This is a genomic window from Variovorax restrictus (genome assembly GCF_051216715.1).
GTDB lineage: Bacteria > Pseudomonadota > Gammaproteobacteria > Burkholderiales > Burkholderiaceae_C > Variovorax.
The window spans coordinates 1-22,972 of the sequence record NZ_JBPJZH010000012.1 but is presented as its reverse complement, the minus strand read 5'-3'; the positions used below and the strand labels follow the sequence as shown (position 1 = coordinate 22,972).

Here is a 22,972-nt window from a genome sequence, read left to right as displayed (position 1 = left end):
CCATGAAGTCATTACTCGACCTGTTCAAGCAATTCACGCCCGATGAGCATTTCGATGCCATCAGCATCCGCATGGCTTCGCCCGAGAAGATCCGTTCGTGGTCTTTCGGCGAAGTGAAGAAGCCCGAGACGATCAACTACCGCACCTTCAAGCCCGAACGCGACGGCCTGTTCTGCGCCAAGATCTTCGGGCCCATCAAGGACTACGAATGCCTGTGCGGCAAGTACAAGCGCCTCAAGCACCGCGGTGTCATCTGCGAGAAGTGCGGCGTTGAAGTCACGCAGACCAAGGTGCGTCGCGAGCGCATGGGTCACATCGACCTCGCCGCGCCCTGCGCCCACATTTGGTTCCTGAAGTCGCTGCCGTCGCGTCTGGGCCTGGTGCTCGACATGACGCTGCGCGACATCGAACGCGTGCTGTATTTCGAAGCCTACGTGGTGACCGACCCCGGCATGACCCCGCTGAAGAAGTTCAGCATCATGTCCGAGGACGACTACGACACGAAGCGCAAGGAATTCGGCGACGAGTTCGTCGCCAAGATGGGCGCCGAAGGCATCAAGGACCTGCTCGAAGGCATCGAACTCGACAGCGAGATCGAGCGCCTGCGCGGCGACCTGACCGGCTCCGAAGTCAAGGTCAAGAAGAACTCCAAGCGCCTGAAGGTGCTGGAAGCCTTCCGCAAGTCGGGCATCAAGCCGCAGTGGATGGTGCTCGAAGTGCTGCCCGTGCTGCCGCCGGACCTGCGTCCGCTGGTGCCGCTGGACGGCGGCCGCTTCGCCACGTCGGACCTGAACGACCTGTACCGTCGCGTCATCAACCGCAATTCGCGCCTGCGTCGCCTGCTGGAGCTCAAGGCCCCGGAAATCATCGCGCGCAACGAAAAGCGGATGCTGCAGGAAGCGGTCGACTCGCTGCTGGACAACGGCCGTCGCGGCAAGGCCATGACGGGCGCCAACAAGCGCGCACTGAAGTCGCTGGCCGACATGATCAAGGGCAAGGGCGGTCGTTTCCGTCAGAACTTGCTGGGCAAGCGCGTCGACTACTCGGGCCGTTCGGTCATCGTGGTGGGCCCGACGCTCAAGCTGCACCAGTGCGGCCTGCCCAAGCTGATGGCGCTCGAGCTGTTCAAGCCCTTCATCTTCTCGCGCCTCGAAGCCATGGGCATCGCGACGACGATCAAGGCGGCCAAGAAGGAAGTCGAATCCGGCACGCCGGTGGTCTGGGACATCCTGGAAGAGGTCATCAAGGAACACCCGGTGATGCTCAACCGTGCGCCGACGCTGCACCGTCTGGGCATCCAGGCCTTCGAACCCATCCTGATCGAAGGCAAGGCGATCCAGCTGCACCCGCTGGTTTGCGCGGCCTTCAACGCCGACTTCGACGGCGACCAGATGGCCGTCCACGTGCCGCTGTCGGTGGAAGCGCAGATGGAAGCCCGCACGCTGATGCTGGCCTCCAACAACGTGCTGTTCCCCGCATCGGGCGAACCCTCGATCGTGCCGTCGCAAGACGTGGTGCTGGGTCTGTACTACACGACCCGTGACCGCATCAACGGCAAGGGCGAGGGCCTGATCTTCTCCGACATCGGTGAAGTCCAGCGCGCACTCGACGCCAACGAGGTCGAGCTGACCGCCAAGGTCGCCGTGCGCATCACCGAGTACACCAAGGACAAGGAAACCGGCGAATTCACGCCGTCGACCGCCCTGGTGGACACGACCGTGGGCCGCGCGCTGCTGTCCGAGATCCTGCCGAAGGGCCTGCCGTTCTCGAACATCAACAAGGCGTTGAAGAAGAAGGAAATCTCCAAGCTCATCAACGTCTCGTTCCGCAAGTGCGGTCTGAAAGAGACCGTGGTGTTCGCCGACAAGCTGCTGCAGAACGGTTTCCGTCTCGCGACGAAGGCCGGTATCTCGATCGCCATCGACGACATGCTGGTGCCCGCCGAGAAGCACGGCATCATCGAGCGCTCGGCCAAGGAAGTGAAGGAGATCGAACAGCAGTACGTCTCCGGTCTGGTGACCTCCGGCGAGCGCTACAACAAGGTGGTGGACATCTGGGGCAAGGCCGGCGACGAAGTGTCGAAGGTCATGATGGCCAAGCTCTCCAAGGAGCGCGTCATCGATCGCCACGGCAAGGACGTCGAGCAGGAGTCCTTCAACTCGATCTACATGATGGCCGACTCGGGTGCGCGCGGTTCCGCCGCGCAGATCCGTCAGGTCGCCGGCATGCGGGGCCTGATGGCCAAGCCCGACGGCTCGATCATCGAGACGCCCATCACCGCGAACTTCCGCGAAGGTCTGAACGTGCTGGAGTACTTCATCTCCACCCACGGTGCCCGTAAGGGTCTGGCCGACACCGCGCTGAAGACCGCGAACTCGGGTTACCTGACGCGTCGTCTGGTCGACGTGACGCAGGACCTGGTCGTGATCGAACAGGACTGCGGCACGCACGGCGGCTACGTCATGCGCGCCATCGTCGAAGGCGGTGAAGTCATCGAATCGCTGCGCGACCGAATCCTCGGCCGTTCCGCTGCCGACGACGTGCTCCACCCCGAGACGCAAGCCGTGCTGCTCGCCGCTGGCGAGATGTTCGACGAAGACAACATCGAGATGCTCGAGGCCCAAGGCGTCGACGAGGTCAAGGTGCGTACCGCGCTCACGTGCGAAACGCGCTTCGGCATCTGCGCCACCTGCTACGGCCGCGACCTCGGCCGCGGCGGCCTGATCAACATCGGCGAAGCGGTCGGCGTGATCGCCGCGCAGTCGATCGGCGAGCCCGGCACGCAGCTGACGATGCGGACCTTCCACATCGGTGGTGCAGCGTCGCGTGCGGCGATCGCCTCCAGCGTGGAAGCCAAGTCGAACGGTTCGATCGGTTTCAACGCCACGATGCGCTACGTGACGAACAGCAAGAACGAGCTGGTCGTGATCTCGCGTTCGGGCGAAATCATCATCCACGACGAGCATGGTCGTGAGCGCGAACGCCACAAGGTGCCGTACGGCGCCATCCTGGCGGTCAAGGCCGATCAGCAGGTCAAGGCCGGCTTCATCCTGGCCAACTGGGACCCGCTGACGCGCCCCATCATCACCGAGTTCGCCGGCAAGGCGCAGTTCGAGAACGTGGAAGAAGGCCTCACGGTCGCCAAGCAGGTGGACGAAGTCACCGGCCTGTCGACCCTGGTCGTGATCGACCCAAAGCGCCGCGGCGCTGCCAAGGTCGTGCGCCCGCAGGTCAAGCTGATCGACGCCTCGGGCGCCGAAGTGAAGATCCCCGGCACCGACCACTCGGTGACGATCGGCTTCCCGATCGGCTCGCTGGTGCAGATCCGCGACGGCCAGGATGTGGGCCCCGGCGAAGTGCTGGCCCGCATTCCGGTCGAAGGCCAGAAGACGCGCGACATCACCGGCGGTCTGCCGCGTGTGGCCGAGCTGTTCGAAGCCCGCTCGCCGAAGGACAAGGGCATGCTGGCAGAGATGACCGGTACCGTGTCGTTCGGCAAGGAGACCAAGGGCAAGCTGCGCCTGCAGATCACCGACCCCGAAGGCGGCGTCTACGAAGAACTCGTGCCGAAGGAAAAGAACATCCTGGTGCACGAAGGCCAGGTGGTGAACAAGGGCGAGTCCGTGGTCGACGGCCCGGCGGACCCGCAGGACATCCTGCGCCTGCTGGGTTCGGAAGAACTCGCGCGCTACATCGTGGACGAAGTGCAGGACGTGTACCGCTTGCAGGGTGTGAAGATCAACGACAAGCACATCGAGGTGATCGTTCGCCAGATGCTGCGCCGCGTCGTGGTCGACAACATCGGCGACACGAACTACATCTCGGGCGAACAGGTCGAACGCAGCGAAATGCTCAACACCAACGACGCCCTGCGCGCCGACGGCAAGATCCCCGCGACGTTCACCAACCTGCTGCTCGGTATCACGAAGGCATCGCTGTCGACCGACTCGTTCATCTCCGCGGCGTCCTTCCAGGAAACGACGCGCGTGCTGACCGAAGCCGCGATCATGGGCAAGCGCGACGAGCTGCGCGGCCTGAAGGAAAACGTGATCGTGGGTCGTCTGATCCCGGCCGGCACCGGCATGGCGTACCACCAGGCACGCCGCGCGAAGGACCAGATGGACGAGGCCGAGCGCCGCGCCATCGCCGAGTCCGAAGCCGCCGAACTGGCTGGCAACGGCTCGGACGACGCGACCACGGTCGACGCCAGCGAAGGTGCTGCGACCGAGTAACCGGTCGCTGATCGCCTGGCCATGAACGGCCTCCAGACGCCCCCGTCCGCCAGCGGACCGGGGGCGTTTTTTTGTCTCTGTCCCCCACGGCCCCTGTGCGGTGCCGCGGGGTGTGGCCGGTAGACGCGCCGTGATGGACCGTCTGCCGCCCGAGCTGCCGTGGTGGATTGCCGCGGCCGTGCTCCTCTTCTGGTTCGTGGGTGCCTACAACCGGCTGGTGCGTCTGCGCTCGGCCGCGCTGCAGGCTTACACGACGCTCGACGCCGCCCTGGCGCGCCAGCTGGAGTTCGTGCAGGCGCGCGCGATCGCGGCCGACGACGCGGTCTACGGCCGGCACGCCATCGTGCAGTTGCACGCCACCGCCCTTCAACTGACCACCTTGCTCGGCGCGACGCGCCAGCGCCCGCTCGACCCCGAGCGCATGGCCGCGCTGGCCACGGCGCTGCATGTGATGCTGGCGGCCTGGCAGCGGCTCTTTCCCGACGAGGTCGTCAGCTTCGACGCCGACGGCATGCTGTCGCGACCGGTCCCGCTGGGCGGCGTCGTGATCGATGCGCCCGTGGCCGGCGCGATCGCCTGGCCGGAGCCTTCGGCCGCCGCCGAGATCGCGCGCGGTCAGTTCAACCAGGCGGTCCGCCAGTACAACGCGGCGGTCGGCCAAGTGCCGGCGGTGCTGGTGGCATGGGTGATGCAACTGCGACGGGCGGCCGAACTCACCTGACGCCTCCGGCCAATGTCGGCTCCCTTCACCCCACGTCGTCCACGGACGCCGTTGTTACCATCCATCGCTTGTCCGACCTCTCCGACCCCTCCCTCTCGCCGCCACTCTGGCGCCAGTTGCAGCTGACCGCCCAGGCGCTGGCTGCGATCCGCGCCGGCATGTCCGGCACCGCCGCTTTCGAAGCCATCGAGCCCGCTATGCGGCCGGGCGTCCAGTCGCTCGGCTTCCAGGTGCTGCGCCGGCTCGGCCGTGCAGAAGCACTGCGCCGCCACCTGGCCAAGCGCACGCCGCCGCCGCCGGCCGACGCGCTGCTCTGCACCGCCCTGGCGCTCGCCTGGGAGGCTGCGTCCTCGCCCTACGAGCCGTTCACGCTGGTCGATCAGGCGGTGGAGGCGGCCAAGCGCAACCCGGTCACGCGGGCGCAGGCCAGCTTCATCAACGCCTGCCTGCGCCGCTTCCTGCGGGAGCGTGACGAACTGGTCGCGGCCACCGAGAAGGAGCCGGTCGCGCAGTGGAACCACCCGCGCTGGTGGATCGAGCGCCTGCGGCGCGACCACCCGCGCGAATGGCAGCGCGTGCTGGCCGCCGACAACCAGCAGGCCCCGATGACGCTGCGGGTCAATCGCCGCAAGGGCGCTGTCGCCGACTACCTGCTGGCTTTGAAACGCGTCGGCCTCGACGGCCATGCGGTGGGCCGCGATGGCATCCAATTGCATCAGGCGCGGCCGGTGCAGCAGCTCCCGGGCTTCGCCGACGGCGCGGTGTCGGTGCAGGACGCGGCGGCCCAGCTCGCGGCGCCCTTGCTGCTCGACGGCCTCGTCCCGCCCGCTTTCGGCGCGCCGCTGCGGGTGCTCGACGCCTGCGCCGCGCCCGGCGGCAAGACGGCCCATCTGCTCGAACATGCCGGCGACATGCCGATCGAGGTGATCGCCCTGGAGGTCGATGCCCAGCGCAGCCGTCGCATCGGCGAAACGCTGGCCCGGCTGGGCCTCGACGCGCAGGTGGTCGTGGCCGATGCCGGCCGCCCGGCCCAGTGGTGGGACGGCCAGCCCTTCGACGCCATCCTGCTCGACGCGCCCTGCACGGCGTCCGGAATCGTCCGTCGGCATCCCGACGTCCGCTGGCTGCGCCGCGAGAGCGACACCGAACAGCTCGCGCTTCAACAAGCCATGCTGCTGGCGGCACTCTGGCCGCTGCTGAAGCCGGGCGGGCGGCTGCTCTATTGCACGTGCTCGGTGTTCCGGGAAGAAGGCGCGCACCAGATCGATGCGTTCCTTGCGCACAACACCGACGCCCGAATCAAGCCGTCCCCCGGCCATTTGCTTCCCCAAAGTGGGGGGATGGGCCGTGGCGTCCCGGACAATGACCTGGGTGATCACGACGGTTTCTTCTACGCCTTGCTTGAAAAACACGCACGCTGACCCGCGCCCCGGCGGGGCGCGTGGCGGGTCGTCGTTCGGATGGGTCGCGCTGCTGCTGCTCGGGCTCGTGCTCCTGTGGGGCGCGGTCGCGCCGGTGGCGGCGCAGCCGCACGGTGCATCGGTGACGCAGATGCGCCTCGAGAACGGCGACGACGGCGTCTACCTCACCGCCGCCGTCCAGTTCGAGCTGCCGACGCTGGTCGAGGACGTGCTCGACAAAGGCATCGCCCTGCATTTCGTCGCTGAGGCCGAGCTCTACCGCGAGCGCTGGTACTGGACCGACCGCAAGGTGGCGCAGGTCAGCCGCTACATGCGCCTGGCCTACCAGCCGCTGACGCGGCGCTGGCGGCTCAACGTGGCGCCGGTTCCCATCACCGGCAACGCCGGCTTCGGCGTGTCGCTCAACCAGAACTTCGACAGCCTCGCCGAGGCGCTGGATGCGGTCAAACGCATCGGGCGCCTGCGCCTGGGCGACGTGGCGGAGATCGGCGAAGACGGCCAGCACCCGGTCGTCTTCCGCTTCCGGCTCGACACCACGCAGCTGCCGCGCCCGTTCCAGATCGGCATGGTCGGCCAGTCCGAATGGGACATCGCCACCGAGCGCAGCGCGCGCCTGGCGATGGAGAAGCCGCGGTGAGCACCGAGCCGCGCGACACCCCGGTCGCCTCGGCGGCACGACGCGCCAAGGCGGTGCGCTGGGCGGTCGGCGTGATCGCCGCGCTGGTCACCGCCGTCGGCCTGGTGCTGATGTTCCTGCTGGCGCTGTCGACCAACAACCGCACGCTGTACGAAGAGAACTACGCGCGGCTCTTCGGCATCAACGTCGTCGTGGCTGTGCTGCTGTCGCTGGTGCTGGCCTGGGTGATCTTCCGGCTGCTGCGGCGGCTGCGGCAGGGCAAGTTCGGCAGCCGGCTGCTGATCAAGCTCGCGGCCATCTTCGCGCTGGTCGGTGTGGTGCCGGGGGTGCTGGTGTACTTCGTGTCGTACCAGTTCGTGTCGCGCTCGATCGAGAGCTGGTTCGACGTCAAGGTCGAAGGCGCGCTCGACGCCGGCCTGAACCTCGGCCGTGCGACGCTCGATTCGCTCTCGGCCGACCTGATGAGCAAGACCCGCGGCGCCAGCACGCAACTGGCCGACGTGCCCGACACCAGCGCCGGCCTGGTGCTCGAACGCATCCGCGATCAGCTCGGCGCCACCGACGTCGTGCTCTGGACCGGCGCCGGTCAGTTGATCGCCGGCGCCGGCGCATCGCGCTTCCAGATCAACCCCGAGCGGCCGACGCCTCAGCAGTTCCGGCAGGCGCGAAGCGACCGCGCCGTCGCCCACATCGAAGGCCTCGACGAGACACCCGCCACGCAAGGCGCACCGCCGCCGCCAGCGTCGGTGCGGGCGCTCGCCCTGGTTCAGCGCCCGGGTTTCGAGTTCAACACCGAGCCGCGCTTCCTGCAAGTGGTGCAGCCGCTGCCGCCTGCGGTCGTGGCCAACGCGCTCGCGGTGCAGGAGGCCAACCGCGAATACCAGGAGCGCTCGCTGGCGCGCGACGGGTTGCGCCGCATGTACATCGGCACGCTCACGCTGTGCCTGTTCCTCGCGGTGTTCGGCGCGGTGCTGCTCGCCGTGCTCTTCGGCAACGGGCTGGCGCGACCGCTGCTGGTGCTGGCCGACGGTGTGCGCCAGGTGGCCGCCGGCGATTTGCGCCCGACCGCCGTGCTGCAGGGCAAGGATGAACTGGGCGGCCTGACACGCTCGTTCGCGGTCATGACGCAGCAGCTGTCCGATGCGCGCGCCGCCGTCGAGAAGACCGTCGGCGAACTCGACGCCGCGCGCGGCAACCTGCAGACCATCCTCGACAACCTGACTTCGGGCGTGATCGTGCTCGACGAAGCCGGCCGCGTGCTGTCGACCAACCCCGGCGCCACGCGCGTGCTGCGCGCGCCCCTGGCGGCCTACGAAGGGCAACCCTTCGCCGACGTGCCCGGTCTGGCCACTTTTGCGCAGAGCGTGCAGCAGCAGTTCGACGACTTCGAGGTCGAGCGTGCGCAGCACGGCCTCGACCACTGGCAGCACGCCTTCGAACTGCATGCCGGCAATTCGGGCATGTCGCAGGACGCGATCAGCATCGTGGCTCGCGGCGCGGAGCTGCCGGGCGCTGCGCGGCTGCTGGTGTTCGACGACATCTCCGAGATCGTCTCGGCCCAGCGCGCGCAAGCCTGGGGCGAGGTCGCACGCCGGCTGGCGCACGAGATCAAGAACCCGTTGACGCCGATCCAGCTGTCGGCCGAGCGTCTCGAGATGAAGCTCTCCGGCAAGGTGCCGCCGCCCGAGCAGGCCATCCTCACCAAGTCCGTCAAGACCATCGTCGACCAGGTCGACGCGATGAAGCGGCTGGTCAACGAATTCCGCGACTACGCCCGACTGCCGGCGGCCGACCTTAAACCTGTCGACCTCAACGGGTTGGTGACCGACGTGCTTCAGCTCTACGGTCACGACAACGCACCGAACGCGCTGCACTGCGAACTCGACCCGCGCTGCCCGCCGATCCGGGGCGACGCACAGCAGATCCGCCAGGTCATCCACAACCTGCTGCAGAACGCGCAGGACGCCGCCGAGGCCGCTGCCGCGCAGGGGCGGAACGGTGAAGTCGTGGTGCGCACGCGCCTGGGCGATTCGGGTCAGCGCGTGCGCCTGACCGTGCAGGACAGCGGCCCTGGCTTCGCCGAGAACATCCTCAAGCGGGCCTTCGAGCCCTACGTCACCACCAAGACCAAGGGCACCGGCTTGGGCCTCGCCGTGGTCAAGAAGATCGCCGACGAGCACGGCGCGCGCATCGAGTTGTCGAACCGCATCGTCGACGGGGCTGTGGCAGGTGCGCAAGTCTCGTTATCATTCGCGCTGGCCGGCGAACCGCAGGTAGCGCTCGCTCACACCGACGATTCGAAACCATCCACCGCCTGAGGCCCGCGCCTTGCGAGGATGATCCGGCCGACGCACCCGTCTCACCCCGCACAACGCAGCAGCAAAAAAAGACTCATGGCAAACATCCTCGTGGTCGACGACGAGCTGGGCATCCGGGACCTGCTCTTCGAGATTCTCAATGACGAAGGCCACCATGTGGAACTCGCCGAGAACGCCGCCGAAGCACGCGCCGCCCGTCAACGTGCCCGACCCGACCTCGTGCTGCTCGACATCTGGATGCCCGATACCGACGGCGTCACGCTGTTGAAGGAGTGGTCGACCGCCGGCCTGCTCAGCATGCCCGTCGTGATGATGAGCGGCCACGCCACCATCGACACCGCGGTCGACGCCACCCGCATCGGCGCCTTCGCCTTCCTCGAAAAGCCCATCACCATGCAGAAGCTGCTCAAGGCAGTGGAGCAGGGCCTGGCACGCGAGAGCGCCCGCCGCGCGGCGGCCAGCGTCGTGCCGGTCACCAGCGGCATGGCGGCTGTCGTGACCACCATCGGCGAAGCCGCGCTGGCACAGGCGATGCCCGTCGTGTCGGCCGTGGTCGACAGCGGCCCGCAGTCGCGCCAGAGTTTCGACCTCGACCGACCGCTGCGCGATGCGCGCGACGGGTTCGAGAAGGCCTACTTCGAATTCCATCTCGCCATGGAGAACGGCTCGATGACCCGCGTTGCCGAGAAGACCGGCCTCGAGCGCACCCACCTCTACAGAAAACTCAAACAGTTGGGGGTCGATCTTTCCAGAGGCCGCCGAAGCGCTGTATAATCGCAGGCTGCACACCATGGCCCGGTAGCTCAGTTGGTAGAGCAGCGGATTGAAAATCCGCGTGTCGTTGGTTCGATTCCGACCCAGGCCACCAAATTCTCGTTTTATAACAAGTACTTAGCCCGACTCGTAAGAGTTGGGCTTTTTGCTTTCTGGTGCTGTGTAGGCATCGTGTAGGCAAAGAAAGTCAACGCCAAGCTGCAGATTTCCATGCCGAAGCGTCAACTTGCATCGGGACTCGAACGAGCGGCGGACTACCTCGGCGCCGTCGCGGTTGATGGTCGCGGGCTGGCATCCCAGGGAAGACAGAACTCGTATGGGCTGTGTTTCGGCAGTTCGGCGGCCGCTCCCCCCGCCTCGTATTGAGCAATAGCGGGCCCTTCGGACCGAGTAGCCCGCTAACCTACGAACTGATCTACGTTGCGACCGCTGCAGACAGGCAAGCGGCAATGGCGCGGGTCATCACGACCTCTTGGCGCAGGTGGGACTCGATTCTTAGGCGAAGAGCCGGATGGACCAGTGGACAATGTCACGTAATGTAGCGCTCTCGCTTACATGTACTCCTGCGGGCACCGTCCACACTCATGCGCTTTTGGTGGGTCAACCAGAATCAAACATACCGGCACGAGATTGCCGGGGGTTACCTGTGGTCGCCCAAGCGCAAGGCGAACCAGGCCCAGAACCCGTTTTACGACTTTATGCGGGAGGTGGCACCGGGCGACATGGTCTTCTCATTTGCAAAGACCATGATTCGCGCGATTGGGATTGCAGGCTCGCATGCATACGAAGCACCCAAGCCTTTGGAGTTTGGCGGGGCGGGTGCCTACTGGGATCAGATTGGCTGGCGGGTGGACGTGCGTTTCGCGGCGCTGCAGGGGACGGTCAAACCATCGGCGCACATGGACGTGCTCCGTCCCTTGCTGCCCGTCCGCTACGCGCCATTGCGGCCCAATGGTGCCGGGCTCCAGAGTGTGTACCTCACGCGGCTCCCTGAGGAGTTTGCCGGTGCGCTGATGGACTTGCTGGGCGCCGAGGCCCATTCGTTGGTTCTGAATGTCAGCGCTGACGCGGCGGCGCCGGGCGCTGCGGCACTGGGGCTGGTGCAATGGGAGGAGCACGAGCTGCAACGCGTGCAGGCGGACGCTTCCCTGCCGGACACGGATCGGCTTGCGATTGTTCTCGCGCGCCGAGGTCAGGGCCTGTTCAAGCAGCGGGTGATGCAGATCGAGAGCGCCTGCCGCGTCACCGGGGTCAATCAGCCCGAACACCTGCGGGCGAGTCATTGCAAGCCGTGGCGGGACGCCAGCCACGAGGAGCGCCTCGATGGCGAAAACGGCTTGCTCCTCACACCGAGCATGGATCACCTGTTTGATCGCGGGTTCATCGCATTCGAGGACAGCGGTCAGATGATCATTTCGCCCGTGGCGCATCGCGATTCTTTGGTGAGGATGGGCATCACGCCCAACGCGCCGCAGCAGGTGGGCAAGTTCTCCTCCGGACAGCGCCGCTTCCTCGCCTTTCATCGAGAAAACGTCTTGCTGCGCTCGAGTTTCTTGGAGGCGATGGGCTGAGGCCTGGGCGTGCGATTGACTGTGGAGGACGGCGGCGCAGACCCACGCCCGCTCACGGGTACCGATCCCCAGCAATGGTTGGCGTGCCCGCGCCGGTAGCACTTCTCAGTTGGCTCCGGAGACCGATGTAAAGCAGCTTCCCGTCGTCGATGCGAATGGCGCATGCGCTCACGAGCTCAGACACCACGTGCGCAAATTTCTCCGGCATGGATTGGGGCCGAAGCGGCACGGGATCCTGTTCTGAAGAGCTGTCAGCGTGTGCGGCTTGCCCGCTTCCACCAGATTCTTCAGGATTCCGATGAAGATCAGGTCAAGGGTCTTGATCTTGCGCTTCACTGCGGTGGCGGGGCGGGCGGCAGCCGCGGCGCCAGCGATGGGCGCATGGTGCCCCAGTGCCTTCGCAGGCCGCGGCCAATCTCCTGCCTCCAGTCCGATGCCGTTGTCGTCCACTGTCGGTGCACGTCCCAGCTCTTCGACCCGGGTTACCTTCTTTACCTTTGGAGCGCGCACGCACGACGGCCGGATCGCTGCAGGCGGCCGTGTACGGCGCAAAGGCCATCTTCCAGCCGGGCTTCAACTACGCCAAAGCCGGCGTGATGCTGCTGGACCTGCAGGATGCCTCGGTAGAGCAGCAGGAGCTGGCACTCGATGATCGCAGTGCGCTCATGGAGACGATGGACCGGCTCAACGAACGATATGGGGGGATCGATCGCGCTGGCCAGCAATGGGAAATCGAACGGGCAGCGGACTTGGACGATGAGGCAGTCATTGAAGACGCCGGAGTACACGACGCGGTGGGCGGAGGTGCCGCGGGTGATGGCTCAGTGACTGCAGGCAAAAAAAACGTAGGCTTTGCATCGATCGCAGTCGTCGGACTGGAAGCCAATGATGTCTGAATTTAGTTCGGAACCCGACACACGAGTTCGTGGGCCTGGCTGCCGGGCTTTAACGGTAAAGCTCGGTCTGCTCGGAAATTCCAGCGAGCCCTCAACCTCGCGTGCATGGTGGCGGATAGACTCGATGGATACAAAACTACACATTTGCGGGACAGCTCGATGGAATACGTTAACGGAGAGAGGATTGAGAGCGCAGTGCGCGATTTCTGGCTGGCTACAACCGGGTACGACACCTGGTGGAAGGGCTCGAACCACGCCCAGCGAGAGACCCATTGGAATGACTACACGAGGGACGGCAAGACCCTCGTGAACACGGTGTGGCAAGACCGTATCGTGTCGGTGCAGGACGGCGAAGCACTGAGGCGCTTCGTGATCCTGGGCGGCAAGCGCCGGTCCTGGAAGAAGCTCTCCATCACCCATGGCAAGGAAGCCAATGTGAACTTGTCTCAAGCCATTAGTGCGCGTCACTTGGTGGTGGGGTATGAAACGGTGGGTGATCCTACAAAGTTGGAGAAGGGTGAGCGACGTGTGAGGCACTTTTGCCTAGACAGGGCTTACGAACTGGTGCCGATCTTTGGCACGAGAGGCGACGACTTGAAGGAGCGGCTGAAACTCGTTGAGGCGTTTCGAAAGGCCGGTGTATTGGATGATGACTACATCGGCGCTGCTCCTTGGACTTTCGAGCTGGTGCCATTGACTGGCTTGGCGCCGCATCTGGTGAATGCACCTCATGCGGCTCCACCTGGAGCGGATGTGCCAGTTCTCGTCCCAGCCCCAGCTCCATTGCCTGCGCCTGTGCCAATTGAGGACGGTGATGACGGCGCACTTGACGAAGAGCCGGCAACATACGTGGGGTATGCCAAAAAAGCGTTGCCGGTATTGGTGGCCCATGTCTTGGCTCAACGTGACGGGGTCATGCAGCGTATGAGCTACATGGAGTTGGCAGAGCGCATTGGGCGGCTGACGTACAAGGGTGTTCCATGGCCCAGAGGCATAGGAGGGGTGTTGCACATCATCACGTGCTGGATTGATGAGATTCAGTCAACGTGGAACAACGAGATCCCCTACCTCACATCCGTTGTGGTGGGGACAACAGGTGATGCGACAGATGGCCTGCCCGGCGATGGGGTGAGTGCAAAGTTTCCAGGCTATGTCTCGATGACTCGAGAGCGGAAAGAAGCGGCGGTCGAGGTCGAGTACGGGAGAATATTGGACTTCGGCAGTCGGTGGAAAGAAGTGTTGCGACAGCTCGGTATCGAGCCCCTTGAACCTGTCATCAAAGAGCCTGGTACACCTGGTAGCGGCGAGGGTTCTAGCGGTTGGGGAGGAGGTGAGTCGGAGGCGCACAAGGCTCTTAAACGGTACGTGGCTGAGCACCCTGAGTTGTTTGGTGTTGCGCCTGGCGCAAAGTCCACCGAGGAGTACCCCCTTCACTCGCGTGATGTCATCGACGTGTTTTTCGAAACTGCAGATAAGTGGGTGGGTATCGAGGTGAAGTCTCGAGTTTCTGATGGCGATGAACTGGACTACCGCAGGGGTGTATACCAGGCCGTGAAGTACCGCTGCCTCCTGGAGGCCCAAGCGAAGGTGGAGCAACCTGGCAAGCCCATTTCAGTGAAGGTCTACCTTGTACTCGAGCGCTTCATGCCAGAGACCTTCAAAGATCTGCCTGGCCAGCTCGATGTGAGGGTGTTCGAAAACGTAGTGCCGGTGAACTAAGCTCCGCCCCGAGCAAATGTTCCGCAGTCTTTGACAAAGCTCGACATCTGAGTCGAACCAATATAAGTAAGAGAGGACAAGATGCGCATCGAGCGACTGAACAGTCTTCGAAACTACCGCGTTTTCAAGGATTTCACTTGGCCTGCTGGGCTCATGCCCTTCGGGCAGTTCAGCCTGATCTACGGCTGGAACGGGTCTGGCAAGACTTCGATTTCGAGTCTCTTACGAAACTGCCAAGATGGAGTCGCACCCGAGGGGGATGTGGAGCTATTAGTGGACGGGAAGGTCGTCAAGGGTTCAGACTTTCCTGGGGCCGCGCTCCCACCGATTCGGGTCTTCAATAGAGATTTCGTGGACCGCACAGTCTTTGAAGATCCAAACAGGCAACTTCCTCCTGTGTACGTGGTGAGCGACGATGGGAAAGCTAAACAGACGCAGCTCGAGGCTCTGCGCCAAGAACTGAAAGACATCGCGGCGGCTTACTCTGAGGCAAAAAACGCCGAGGGCAAGCAAAGGGGCGCAAGCGACAAGTTTTGTACTGATAGAGCCCGAACCATTCGAGCACTACTCATTGGTGACCCCTCATACAGCAACTATGAAGCGCCCCGTTTTCGCACACGCGTAAAGCTTATGGCTCTCGCTGCTGAGACCCCCGTAGCGCTGACTCAGGAACAGCGGGGAGCGTATGAGAGCACGATGCACTCGACTTTTATGACGCCCATCGGGAAGCTCGACTTCCCTTCATTTGACCTTACTGATTTCACTTCTCGTGTGTTAGACAAGGTTCAGCAGAATGTCGTTGCGCATGCCCTTGCTAGCTTGGTAGATAACACTGAACTTGCCTCTTGGGTGCAGCACGGGTTAATTATTCACGGCGACGACGCCACCACGTGCCATTTTTGCGAAAGCCCAATGCCCCATGGGCGCATTGCCTCTCTGCGCGGCCATTTCAACGACAGGGTTCAAAAGCTGCAGCACGAGCTGATGACGCTGCGTTCAGAAGCTCTAAAATTCGTCGAAGCACTGAGGCAGTTGATGGCCTCTATCCCGGTTGCTGAACTGCTATACCCTCATCTGCGGGGGCAGTATAAGTTGCATGTCGAGCAAGCCGAAGCCTTCGGAACGCTGATGGCGTCGTATTTGAGGCGGCTACTCCGCCTCATTCGAGCGAAGCTGAATACGCCGTTTGCAGCAGTGGATATCCAGTCAAACGAATTCCACTCACAACAAGATGATGAAGGCGATGAGGTGTGGAGCAACTGCCTTCTTGAGGCTCATATGGCAACGGCCTACACAAATGTCGCAGCGCTTTTTGAAATCTCCAAGCACATTGCAGAACACAACAGATTGAGCGCCAACTTTCAAGCCGAGGCGAGCGCTGCACGTGCTGCCCTCGAAGCAGATGAGGTGCTTAAAGCGTTACCCGACTGGCGTCAGCTGGAGAATGCTATTGACGAGGCCGAGACCACAAGCGTCACCAAGGGTGCTCTGCTCGACAAGCTGAAGAACGATGTCAGCGCCCTAGCGGCATCCATCAAGGACCATCGGCCAACCGCCGCGCAACTCACGGCGCAGATGACCGAGTACCTAGGGCGCAAAGAGTTGACGTTCGAGTATAAGGACACCGGTTACCTCATTCGGCGAAATGGCGAGCCGGCCTTGCATCTGAGCGAAGGTGAGCGCACAGCCATCGCTTTCGTCTATTTTTTGAACTCTCTCACTGATGAATCTTTCGAGCGGGAGAAAGGGGTCGTTGTTATCGATGATCCGGTGTCTAGCCTCGATCAAAACTCGCTCTACTGCGCGTTTGGCTACATGCAAGAGCACACTGTGGGTGTTGAGCAGCTCGTTGTCCTTACACACAATTTTTCGTTCTTTCGCCTAGTCAAGAACTGGTTCAACCATGAGGGCGGCTCGAAGGCGCTGCGAAACAAGGTCTACGTGCCAGAGGAATCCAAATTTGCGCAGTTTTACATGCTGCGAAGCAAAGGGGAGGGAGTCGATCGAACATCAAGGCTGACCGCACTCGACCCGCTGTTGCACAAACACGAGTCAGAGTACCACTACCTGTTTTCTAAGGTAGTGGAAGCTTCAAGAATCGAGGGTGAGGCGAACCTGGAAGAGATGTATGGCATGCCCAACATTGCAAGGCGGCTTGTAGAAGCGTTCTTAGCTTTTCGTGTGCCAGGCGGGGGTGAGCTTCGCCAGACTGTTCGCAAGCTGAAGGGCGATGTCGCCACACACGCACGCATCGTTCGGTTCCTGAATGCTCACTCGCACAAAGATCGAATGGATGACAGTGAGGGCGATGCATCCCTTTTGTCAGAGACGCCGGCCATCATGCGAGCCGTCCTTGGCTACATCGAGCTGAACGACAAAGAGCATTACGACAAGATGGTGGAGCTCATGCCTATCGCCGACCAACCAGTCGTTGCGATGCCTCAGGGTTAGTAGTGGCACCGTAGAGAGACGGAGCGACGTTGGCGTACATCCGCCAGCGCTTCCGGGATGACCCGTTCCTCTCGCAGATTCGGCCGATGTGGGCTCACCGTGGTCTGCACGTACAAGGGTTCCAAGACAACTCGGAAGAGGAACGTTCGGCGAGCTGACCACAGGTCTTCGCGTGGCGGTGTGCGAACGGCCCCGATTAGCTTGCATGCTTGTAGGCTCGAGCTTGCAGGTTCGTTTGATCCCGCGTAACTGTGGCCCGACCCTCTGCTGGTGGCGCGAGGAGACGTTCGCAGTCCCAGCAGAGTACGTCGGCAGTCAGTCTGAAGCGGAAGAAGACCTCTTGGCACCGACTGTCAGCCGTATGCGCGAATGTGCTGCATGGGATCGAAGCGGTCGCGCGGCAGCCCATGGCGTACGTGTCGTTAGTCTGCACAATGCTGGTTTGAGCTCTCGAAGTTGGCTTGCTTACGATGGGTGGCTCTGCAGCGAAAAGTGCGTACTGTTCCGGGCCTGCCGGTAGCCCCGGACCGCCCCAGTCCAGCACAGGTAGCGGCCGTTTGCGAAAACGTGAGATCACGTGCCAGGAGCGCACTTCGATCCAAGGGAATCCAGCCGAAGTGAAAGCGGCCTTTTTGCTCGCCGAGACGGCGTGGGTGTGCCAAACCTCAACGACTAGCAAGATTCGATTGGATCTCGCGCAACGCACCACCAGGTCTGGAACGTAGCGTCGCGTGCCCAGCTTGAGAGCTTGTTCGGTGTGAACGAGAACCGAAATTGCCGGGTCGACGAGGCTGCCCATGGTGCGCCAGGTAACGCCTGCATGAAACCACCCCCACAACCCTTCGCGGGCCGCAACCTCAAGCGCCAAGCGGCGGATAGCGCGTTGGTGAGGTGTTCCCAGTGGGTCGGCCAACCGGCGCTTGGCTTGCGTGCGTCGAGCAAAGTGCTGTCTGCGGCTGTGCCTGGCGGTCTTCGATGGCATCTGCGTCCTTGGTGGTTTGAGCGGCTTATGCTCGGGTTCATGACGCTCTCCGTGCAGTCCGAACCCGTCCTGGAGCCCTCCCCAGAGGCCTCCCCTGCAGCCTCCCAGCCAGCACAGGCGCAGGCTGCAGCCGTAGTGCTCGCTTATCTCGCTAACACGCAGTTGGCACGCGGTCAAAAGCCTTCGAAGTGCTGAGCGAACTCGCCACACAGACCTTGGCACGCGTCCGCGAAGGAAAGGCGGCGGAAATCGCAACCGTCAGTCTGAAAGCCGGCGTGGCGCCTAACGCGGCCAAAGATCCCAGTGCTTGGATGAGCCCGCATTGGGCACGCCTGGTGAAAGAGGAGCAGCAATGGGGGGAAGGCATGGCCGCGGTGGCCCGTCGAGAGGGTCTAGCTTTCGTGCCCAGGCTGGACAAGGTGCAGGGCAACCCAACGTACTACCGGATCCTGGCTGAACTGGTTCCTGCGGGAGGAGAAGAGGACCAGGTCGCTCAAGTTCCTGCGGGGGGCATTTTTTACACGCCGGAAAGTGTTGCCGCACCGGGCGCCTTCTTGAGCAAGGCGCTGAAGGCCGGCAGTGTTCCATGGACGGCACCTGCCCGCTGGTCGCTGCTCGCGCTCATCATGAGCGGTCTTCTAGTCACTTTGTTCTTTGCGTGGCTGCTGATCTACTTCGGCATTCGGGTGACCCGTCCCGTGAGCCCGGCGGACATCACGATCGTGGCTGTGTTCCTCCTGCTCGCCGGATCGCTTGTCTCAGTCTTCCGGTTCTTAGGCGAACTCTTCGACCTGCGCCTTGTCATGGCGCCGGCGATGCTGGCTCCCCTGTCAAAAGACAACGTGACGCTTGAGTTGCGACCGTCCATCGCCGAAACGGAGGGTCAGTTGGTTTTCGCAAGATACACATCGACCTGCCCGATCTGCAGCGGGACCATCGAGCTTTTCAGCGGGCGCAAGGAGTTTCCTGGACGTATCGTGGGGCGCTGCAGACGTTCTGCGCGTGAGCATGTCTTCAGCTTCGATGTCGCTGGAAAGGTAGGGCGACCGTTGCGCGCAGCCTGACTCGAACGTGCACATAGGTCGAGTCGCTGAAAAAAAGCTGGTATGTAGCTAACGCTGTTTTCAGCGGCCGCTTTGCAGCGGTTGCTGCCGGCGGTGGCATTCGTTCGAACGTTCCCTAACCTCACGTAAGCAGTCGTTCATGGTCACTTGATTGGCGGTGGCGCAATCGCGATTGAGCTGGTGACGCGCTCGATGGGCCGCTAAGGCTCCTCATTCGTAGCCAGTTAGTTCATCCCAATCTGCGTCGCCGGAATGCTCTCTGCAAACCCCAGGCTCAACAAGCGGGTGTATCGTCTCGCTCGCTTCTAACCTGCAAGCACGCGCGTCGCAGCCTCCACAGCAGCGAACGGTGTGTACGATGTAGCGTTCACCGTCTTGATCGTCGATCGCGCAACTGAACCGTTTGCGCTTGTGATCTCGACGATGGCGCGTGCAAGTTCGCCGTGGTGGCCACGCGCGCGGCGAGAGACCCAAAAAGAGCTTTAGCGATCAGAACCGCCTTATCGACGATATGAAGCTTTACCCTGCAGCCAACGATCCAGGGGGCCCACTGGCTCCGGCCGATTGGACGATAAGCATCGACTCTGAAAAACGGGGCGAGGCGACCTATTTCTTTGCAGACGTTAATCGGGATGGCGCGCCGGTCTGCCGCTTGGCCGTCACGGGGGCTTTCTCAGAGGAGGAAGCTCACCGCCGACTGGCGGTCAAAGCTCGCCTTTGGATCAATGACTACTTGTCTCGACAACACACTGGCACCACTGAATTTGGCACCCTGGAATAGGGTCAGCTCGGTGCATACGCGCCTCGAACCTGCGCCGACCTCATCGCGCTACTGCTCAGGAAGGTCCCGACGACCTCATACGGCCCGAGTCCACTTCGGATGAATAAGGCGCGCAGGGATGGCATTTTTTCCTCAGTGGGTCCGCGGTCATTTCGTCGGAGTTCGAGAGCCGCGCTGTGGAACAGCGGTCGATCGACTACAGAGGTCACACGAGATGAGTTGCCCTTCGTTGGGTCCGGGCACGGCAAAGCGGCCGAGTGAGGAATCCGCACGGTTTCCAACAGCGCGACCAGCATTCCCTGTTGGACAAATTGCGAATCCCTAGGCGCGCCTTACGCCCACCGACGGCTTATCTTAGTGCGCAAGGATCGCGTGGGCGCTTGAATTCAGTTTGAAGGCGCTCACGACGTCGACCAACGTGCCGGCCTGTTCCTGCATCGACCCGGCCGCTGCGGCCGCCTCTTCAACGAGCGCGGCGTTCTGCTGAGTCACCTGGTCCATCTGCGTGATGGCCTGGTTGATCTGATCGATGCCTTGCGTCTGTTCCTGACTGGCAGACGAGATCTCTCCCATGATGTCGGTCACGCGGCGAACGCTCGCGACAATCTCCTGCATCGTCTTGCCAGCCTCTTCAACCTGGAGACTGCCCGCGGCGACCTTGTTGACCGAGTCGTCGATCAGGGATTTGATTTCTTTGGCTGCAGCGGCTGAGCGCTGCGCGAGACTGCGCACTTCAGACGCCACGACCGCAAATCCGCGACCCTGTTCGCCCGCACGAGCGGCTTCCACGGCGGCGTTGAGCGCAAGGATGTTCGTCTGGAATGCAATGCCGTCGATGACGGCGATGATGTCGACGATTTTCTTGGACGACGTGTTGATGGAGCCCATGGTGTCGACGACCTGGCTAACCACCGAACCACCTCGGGTAGCCACTTCCGAGGCTGACGCGGCGAGTTGATTCGCCTGATGCGCGTTGTCGGCGTTCTGTTTGACTGTGGATGTGAGTTCTTCCATCGAAGCGGCCGTCTGCTGCAGCGAGCTAGCTTGTTCCTCGGTGCGGGAGGAGAGGTCCTGGTTGCCAGCGGCGATCTGACCCGAAGCCGTCGCGATGGTGTCCGTACCGTTACGCACTTCTCCGACGACCTTTGCGAGGCTATCGTTCATCGCGCGCAGTGCCTCCATCAGGAGACCCGTCTCGTCGCGGCTCTGCACCTCGATGCGGCTGGTCAGGTCGCCAGCGGCAACAGTCTGCGCCACGTCCACAGCGCGCTGAATGGGGCGGGTGATGCCGCGAGCAAGGAACCACGAGGAACCGGCGCCAAGCAGCAGCGCGATCGTCGTGAGGGCGGCCAAGAAGGACTTTTCACGCGCCGCATCCGATCCCGCCTTTTGGAAGGTGGACTCCATCAGTGCAGATTGGCGATCAGCGAATGCCTGCACGGTCCCGATGTAAGCTGTTCGAGCGGGCAAGTACTTGCTTTCCATCAGCTTGCGGAGCTCGTCCGGCGGCATCTGCCCGCCAGCGTCCTTCTTGACCTTCAAGACCTCGGCGCGTGCCGCGTTGTGTACCTCGCGGGCGGCGGCCACCCCGTCCAGCATCTTCTTGCCCTCCTCGGTCGCCACGCGCGACTTCAGGTCGGCCTGCAGTTTGGTCACGCTGTCTGCTTGCTTGGCGATCTCGTCGGAGTAGTACTTCTCCTCGTCCGGGGTGTCCGCGCGCATCACGGCGATCGTGCGCACCGCGTTCGCGGCGATCGCAGCGACCCAACGTTCGGCGAGCACCAAGCGCTGCGATGCGTCGTTCGTGCGCTGCATGGCTGCCGAGGCGCCACTCAAGCCGTTGTAGCCGACGGCAGCGACCGCGCAAACGAGCGCCAGCGTCAGTGCAGAGCCAGCACCCAGCCGGATCCCAATTTTCCAATCTTTGAACGACATCATTTTTTCCTTGCGAGGCGTGTGGTACCGATGGTGGAGCGCGCAGGTGCGCCCCAAACAGTTCGTATCGGTGCAAACCCTGAGAGCCTGAAGAGAAGCAACCACGCAAAGCGGAACTGCATCACGCTGCATGTACCAATGTCGCCGCTTTCTGAGAATCACGGATCAGCGCCCTATGGGAGCGCCGTCCTCACAAGTGGAAGAAGCGCTGGCGGCTATGCCCGACGTCGGCTACCGCGAAGGCCCGTCGATCCCAACAATCACTCAGATTACGAAGCGACCTTCCTCGCTGTCGTAAAACCGGGCTCCGAAGCCAGTGCAAAGCTTCTTCAGCATCGTGATCGCGGCATCGTCAAAGACTCCTGATGCGGTGACGGACAACGGTGGCTCCTCGGCACCGACCTCGAGCTCCAAGGCTATTCCACTCGGACGCAGGTCGAATCGCTGCGTCCTCGTCGTTACCCCTGTCAGGTCGTAGATGACGGCGTGGACCTGCGGCCGCGTGCCCAGTGGCGTCGGCCGCCAGTCGGCGTCGAGCTGTCCAGTATTCGGCGACGCATGAACGATGACCCCGATGCTGCTCATACTTGGATTTGAGTGGTGCGCACGCTCGGTCAGCGCGCTTGCCTGTTGCAAAAAACTGCTGCTGGAGCAGCGATCTGGTTTGCGCAGAAAGCGCGAACGACAACTTCATCTTCTGGGGTTCCGAGGATGAAATTCGATGACAGGTTTAGCAGTTCCTGAAACGGGTAGTCATCATTGAGCTGCTGGCGCATCAGCAGAGCACGGTCGAACTCAATGGCGACAACTCGGTCTTGAAGGGCCACACCTTCGATGCCTCGGGCATGGCGCTGAACAACAAACCTTACCTTCTGCGCCTTGAGATCGGGAAAGTGCTGCTGCAAACCACGTGTGATGACCACAGCACTCTGACCAAGGTCGGCGAGGATGTTCGCCATGTAGGTCGGCGGGTGATCTATGACGATCTCGAGGGTGCTTCCTCCATCCGCGCGTTCCCCGACGAAGACGATCCGATCACTGAGGTCGGCAATGACGTTGGCCTGAAGGGGCGGTTGGGCGTAGTGGTGAGGAACCCTGAAGAAAAACAAGAATGCGCCGAAGACGACGACCATCGCGAGCGTGACCCAGACATCGGAGATGCCCCGTTGGTTCGAGCTCTGGGGCTTGCGCAGCCGGCAGTCAGTTGAGGGCTGATGAGTCGCCAAAAACGAGCCTTTTGTTCGATGAAGAGCCTTGGCATGGTTCACGCTTGAGTAACCAATGTGATGCCACGCCGCGCGGCCGTTGACCCTGACAACAGGGAGCGCAGTCGTCACGGATACAGGCATGGCGCCCTTGGTGATCACCTTCTACGGGGCATTTCCAGGCTCGTCGATCTTAAAGACGCCCACGGTTTGCACCAGGCTGCCGGCTTGCTCCTGCATTGAAGCGGCGGCGGCGGCGGCCTGC

At 62.8% G+C, this 22,972-nt stretch carries 16 protein-coding genes and 1 tRNA gene; 13 read left to right on the top strand and 4 right to left on the bottom strand.

Annotation, left to right across the window (positions count from 1 at the left end):
- Window positions 1–2 precede the first annotated feature (2 nt).
- The 8 genes from rpoC (at window position 3) to ACSFA0_RS26220 (ending at window position 11,674) form a co-directional block, all read left to right on the top strand.
- The gene (gene rpoC, locus ACSFA0_RS26255) at window positions 3–4,232 is read left to right on the top strand and encodes a DNA-directed RNA polymerase subunit beta' (protein WP_435453204.1); all 4,230 of its coding nucleotides are present in this window, start codon (window positions 3–5) and stop codon (window positions 4,230–4,232) included.
- A gap of 112 nt (window positions 4,233–4,344) precedes the next feature.
- A complete protein-coding gene (locus tag ACSFA0_RS26250) occupies window positions 4,345–4,953 on the top strand; it encodes a lema family protein (protein WP_435453203.1) in 609 nt (202 codons plus the stop codon).
- A 158-nt stretch (window positions 4,954–5,111) separates the two neighbouring features.
- Complete coding sequence (gene rsmB, locus ACSFA0_RS26245; protein ID WP_435453212.1) at window positions 5,112–6,374, top strand: 16S rRNA (cytosine(967)-C(5))-methyltransferase RsmB; 1,263 nt, start codon at window positions 5,112–5,114, stop codon at window positions 6,372–6,374.
- Window positions 6,355–7,011, top strand: coding sequence for a DUF4390 domain-containing protein (locus ACSFA0_RS26240; protein ID WP_435453202.1), 657 nt, complete (start codon window positions 6,355–6,357; stop codon window positions 7,009–7,011). The genes rsmB and ACSFA0_RS26240 overlap by 20 nt, the downstream gene beginning before the upstream one ends.
- A complete protein-coding gene (locus tag ACSFA0_RS26235; RefSeq protein WP_435453201.1) occupies window positions 6,957–9,329 on the top strand; it encodes a sensor histidine kinase in 2,373 nt (790 codons plus the stop codon). The genes ACSFA0_RS26240 and ACSFA0_RS26235 overlap by 55 nt, the downstream gene beginning before the upstream one ends.
- Before the next feature lie 75 nt (window positions 9,330–9,404).
- Window positions 9,405–10,103, top strand: coding sequence for a response regulator (locus tag ACSFA0_RS26230; RefSeq protein ID WP_435453200.1), 699 nt, complete (start codon window positions 9,405–9,407; stop codon window positions 10,101–10,103).
- A gap of 18 nt (window positions 10,104–10,121) precedes the next feature.
- Window positions 10,122–10,197 (top strand) — tRNA-Phe (locus tag ACSFA0_RS26225).
- 490 nt (window positions 10,198–10,687) lie between these two features.
- Window positions 10,688–11,674, top strand: coding sequence for an HNH endonuclease (locus ACSFA0_RS26220; protein ID WP_435453199.1), 987 nt, complete (start codon window positions 10,688–10,690; stop codon window positions 11,672–11,674).
- Between the two features lie 168 nt (window positions 11,675–11,842).
- Here ACSFA0_RS26220 and ACSFA0_RS26215 read toward each other — a convergent pair whose 3' ends face one another.
- Window positions 11,843–12,184 (bottom strand): hypothetical protein, encoded by a 342-nt coding sequence (locus ACSFA0_RS26215; protein WP_435453198.1) that lies wholly within the window; start codon window positions 12,182–12,184, stop codon window positions 11,843–11,845.
- On the opposite strand from ACSFA0_RS26215, the gene ACSFA0_RS26210 reads away from it, so the two are divergent.
- The 5 genes from ACSFA0_RS26210 to ACSFA0_RS26190 all read left to right on the top strand — a co-directional run bounded on the left by ACSFA0_RS26210 (window position 12,172) and on the right by ACSFA0_RS26190 (window position 19,567).
- Window positions 12,172–12,570 (top strand): hypothetical protein, encoded by a 399-nt coding sequence (locus ACSFA0_RS26210; RefSeq protein ID WP_435453197.1) that lies wholly within the window; start codon window positions 12,172–12,174, stop codon window positions 12,568–12,570. The genes ACSFA0_RS26215 and ACSFA0_RS26210 overlap by 13 nt on opposite strands.
- 159 nt (window positions 12,571–12,729) lie before the next feature.
- Entirely contained in the window at window positions 12,730–14,289 is a 1,560-nt protein-coding gene (locus ACSFA0_RS26205; RefSeq protein ID WP_435453196.1) for a hypothetical protein, read from the top strand.
- 81 nt (window positions 14,290–14,370) lie between these two features.
- Window positions 14,371–16,740, top strand: a complete 2,370-nt coding sequence (locus ACSFA0_RS26200) for an AAA family ATPase (protein WP_435453195.1) — start codon at window positions 14,371–14,373, stop codon at window positions 16,738–16,740.
- A 1,170-nt stretch (window positions 16,741–17,910) separates the two neighbouring features.
- A complete protein-coding gene (locus ACSFA0_RS26195; RefSeq protein ID WP_435453194.1) occupies window positions 17,911–18,786 on the top strand; it encodes a hypothetical protein in 876 nt (291 codons plus the stop codon).
- Between the two features lie 430 nt (window positions 18,787–19,216).
- Entirely contained in the window at window positions 19,217–19,567 is a 351-nt protein-coding gene (locus ACSFA0_RS26190) for a hypothetical protein (protein ID WP_435453193.1), read from the top strand.
- A 354-nt stretch (window positions 19,568–19,921) separates the two neighbouring features.
- Here ACSFA0_RS26190 and ACSFA0_RS26185 read toward each other — a convergent pair whose 3' ends face one another.
- The 3 genes from ACSFA0_RS26185 to ACSFA0_RS26175 all read right to left on the bottom strand — a co-directional run bounded on the left by ACSFA0_RS26185 (window position 19,922) and on the right by ACSFA0_RS26175 (window position 22,851).
- The gene (locus ACSFA0_RS26185; protein WP_435453192.1) at window positions 19,922–21,502 is read right to left on the bottom strand and encodes a methyl-accepting chemotaxis protein; all 1,581 of its coding nucleotides are present in this window, start codon (window positions 21,500–21,502) and stop codon (window positions 19,922–19,924) included.
- Between the two features lie 264 nt (window positions 21,503–21,766).
- Window positions 21,767–22,087: a hypothetical protein gene (locus tag ACSFA0_RS26180; RefSeq protein WP_435453191.1), complete on the bottom strand. Its 321-nt coding sequence runs from the start codon at window positions 22,085–22,087 to the stop codon at window positions 21,767–21,769.
- A 29-nt stretch (window positions 22,088–22,116) separates the two neighbouring features.
- Window positions 22,117–22,851 (bottom strand): hypothetical protein, encoded by a 735-nt coding sequence (locus ACSFA0_RS26175; protein ID WP_435453190.1) that lies wholly within the window; start codon window positions 22,849–22,851, stop codon window positions 22,117–22,119.
- Window positions 22,852–22,972: the final 121 nt, after the last annotated feature.